Source organism: Streptomyces sp. DvalAA-14 (assembly GCF_900091855.1).
GTDB lineage: Bacteria > Actinomycetota > Actinomycetes > Streptomycetales > Streptomycetaceae > Actinacidiphila.
The window spans coordinates 1-2,514 of sequence record NZ_FMCH01000552.1 but is presented as its reverse complement, the minus strand read 5'-3'; the positions used below and the strand labels follow the sequence as shown (position 1 = coordinate 2,514).

At 74.4% G+C, this 2,514-nt stretch carries 3 protein-coding genes; all 3 read right to left on the bottom strand.

Annotation, left to right across the window (positions count from 1 at the left end; translation table 11 throughout):
• Nucleotides 1-271: 271 nt before the first annotated feature.
• The gene (locus tag GA0115240_RS29730) at nucleotides 272-823 is read right to left on the bottom strand and encodes a DinB family protein (RefSeq protein WP_093741420.1); all 552 of its coding nucleotides are present in this window, start codon (nucleotides 821-823) and stop codon (nucleotides 272-274) included.
• A gap of 143 nt (nucleotides 824-966) precedes the next feature.
• Nucleotides 967-1,920, bottom strand: a complete 954-nt coding sequence (locus GA0115240_RS29725) for a bifunctional riboflavin kinase/FAD synthetase (protein ID WP_093741422.1) — start codon at nucleotides 1,918-1,920, stop codon at nucleotides 967-969.
• A 250-nt stretch (nucleotides 1,921-2,170) separates the two neighbouring features.
• A partial coding sequence (locus tag GA0115240_RS37395; RefSeq protein ID WP_161302573.1) for a hypothetical protein occupies nucleotides 2,171-2,514 on the bottom strand: 344 nt, incomplete at its 5' end.

The following is a 2,514-nucleotide window of genomic DNA, read 5'->3' as shown; positions in this document are numbered from 1 at the left end:
CCCGGACACCGCAGCCGCAGCAGGCCTGGCCCCAGCAGCCGGCGCCGCAGCCGGCCCAGGAGGAACAGGGGTACGGCTACCCGCCGCCTCCGCCGCCGCAGTAGCGCGAGACGCACCAGGCCGCGCCCTCGGCAGGCTCGGCCTGCGGGACTGGGTGCGGGCGGTCGTCATCGGTTGCGACAGCCGCCTCGTCCGCCCCGCCCGAGCGGGCCGGGGCGGCCAGCGGTCCCGCCGCGCCGGGTTCGACCCCTGCGCGGCAAGGCGGCGCGCCTCACAGACCGGTCGTCCCGTCGATCCGCTCCCGCAGCAGGTCGGCGTGGCCGTTGTGCCGGGCGTACTCGGCGATCAGATGGATCAGCAGGTAGCGCAGCGACATCTCCTGGCCGGTCAGCGGGGAGCGGCAGGTGGCGTCCAGCGAGGGCGCTTCGGCGACGATGATCCTGGCCCGGTCGCGCTCGGCCCGCCACACCGCGAAGGCCGTCTCGACGTCGCCGCCGAGCTGCTCGAAGTCCTGGTCGGGGTCCTCGTCGGAGGAGTTCAGCAGCGGCAGGTCCTCGCCGGCGAAGTGGATCCGTATCCACCGGCGCTCGGCTGCCGCCAGGTGACGGACCAGGCCGTGCAGGCTCAGCCCGGACGGCGGGATCGCCCGGTCGGAGAGCCGGGCGGGGGACACCCCGCGGCACTTCAGCTCGAAGGTGGCCCGGTGCCAGTCGAGGAAGGCGGTCAGGATCTCCCGCTCACCGCCCGTGGTCGGCAGGGCGGGCCGGTCGTCCTCGGCCCCCCTCGGCGGGAGCGGGATGTCCGGCCCCGGCCGACCGGGCATTTCGGGCGGGACATGCGCCTGTGCGGTCATGCCGCGAGTCTCGCAGGCAGCACTGACACAGCGCCCGGCCGGCCAACGGGCCCCTGCGCGCGAAGCGGTGGAGGGACGGGACGGCGCGGGTGCGACGAGGCGGGACGGCGGAGCTACCGCTGATCGGCCGCGTCCACCAGCTCGCGCGCCCGCTTCACATCGTCGGCCATCCGTTCCAGCAGCGCCTCGACGGTGTCGAACTTCTCCATCCCGCGCAGGTAGGCGAGGAAGTCCACCGCTACGTGCAGCCCGTACAGATCGAGGTCGACGCGGTCGATGGCGTAGGCCTCCACCGTGCGCTCGGTGCCGTCGAAGGTCGGGTTGGTGCCGACCGAGATCGCCGCCGGCATCGCCTCGCCGGCCACCTGCAGCCAGCCGGCGTACACCCCGTCGGCGGGGATCGCGGTGTGCGGCAGTGTCTCGACGTTGGCGGTGGGGTAGCCGAGTTCGCGGCCGCGCTGGGCGCCGCGCACCACGACGCCCTCGACGCGGTGCGGCCGCCCGAGGATCTCCGCGGCGCCCTCGATGTCGCCCTCGGCGACCAGCCGCCGGGTCAGCGTGGACGAGAAGGGCTCGCCGCCGCCGGCCTCGCCGCGGACGAACAGGTCGACGACCTCCAGGTCGTAGTCGTACTTCAGGCCGAGCGCGGACAGGAAGTCCACATCGCCGGCGGCCTTGTGCCCGAAGCGGAAGTTGGGGCCCTCGACCACCAGCTTGGCGTGCAGCCCGTCCACCAGCACCGTCCGGACGAACTCGCTCGGGGTGAGGGTGGAGAACTCGCGGGTGAACGGGAGGATCAGCAGCGCGTCGACGCCCAGGTCCTCGATGAGCTCGGCCCGGCGGTGGTGGGCGGCGAGCATCGGCGGATGGGTGCCGGGCCGGACCACCTCGCTGGGGTGCGGGTCGAAGGTGACGACGACCGACGGCAGGCCCAGCTCGTGCGCGCGCCGCACCGCCCGGCCCATGATCAGCTGGTGGCCGCGGTGTACACCGTCGTACGACCCGATGGTGACGACGCAGCGCCCCCAGTCACCGGGAACGTCCTCCAAGCCCCGCCAGCGCTGCACCTTGACGCTCCGCTTCTTGTCCACTGCTTGTCTACTGCCGAATCTGCCGGACCCGTCGGACCCGTCGGACCCGCCGGGCTGCCCGATCTGCCGGATCTGCCGCGTCCGATGACGTCATGCCATCGTGCAGGGCCAAGCCTGCCATGCCGGTGGGCGGTGACGCCCATCGGCACGGGGTGCCGGCCCCCCGACCCGCGAGGACGCCGCATCCGGCCCGGCGGTCCGCCGGGGTGCGGACACCCGGTCCCCTTCATGCGACCGTGTCGAGGCGGCGGCGCGCGCTCGGGCCGACCACCGCGTCCCAGCTGCCGCCGTCGGTCAGCCATTGCCGCAGCAGCCGGGCGAAGTCCGGTTCGGTGGCGGCGAGTTCCACCACGCGGCGGTCGAAGTGGGTGGCCCCCTCGGGTGTCCGGCCCAGCAGCAGGCCGAGCCGGTGCACCAGTTCGCGGGTGAGCAGCGGGTGCCGCTGCCGGCAGCCGTCGGCGGCGGCGGTCAGCAGCGCGTCCAGCACCGCCGGGTCGCGCTCGACGGCCAGCACGTGGTCCAGCAGCTCCTGGCGCAGCGGCCGGGAGTGCGGCGTGCCGAGGGCGGCGA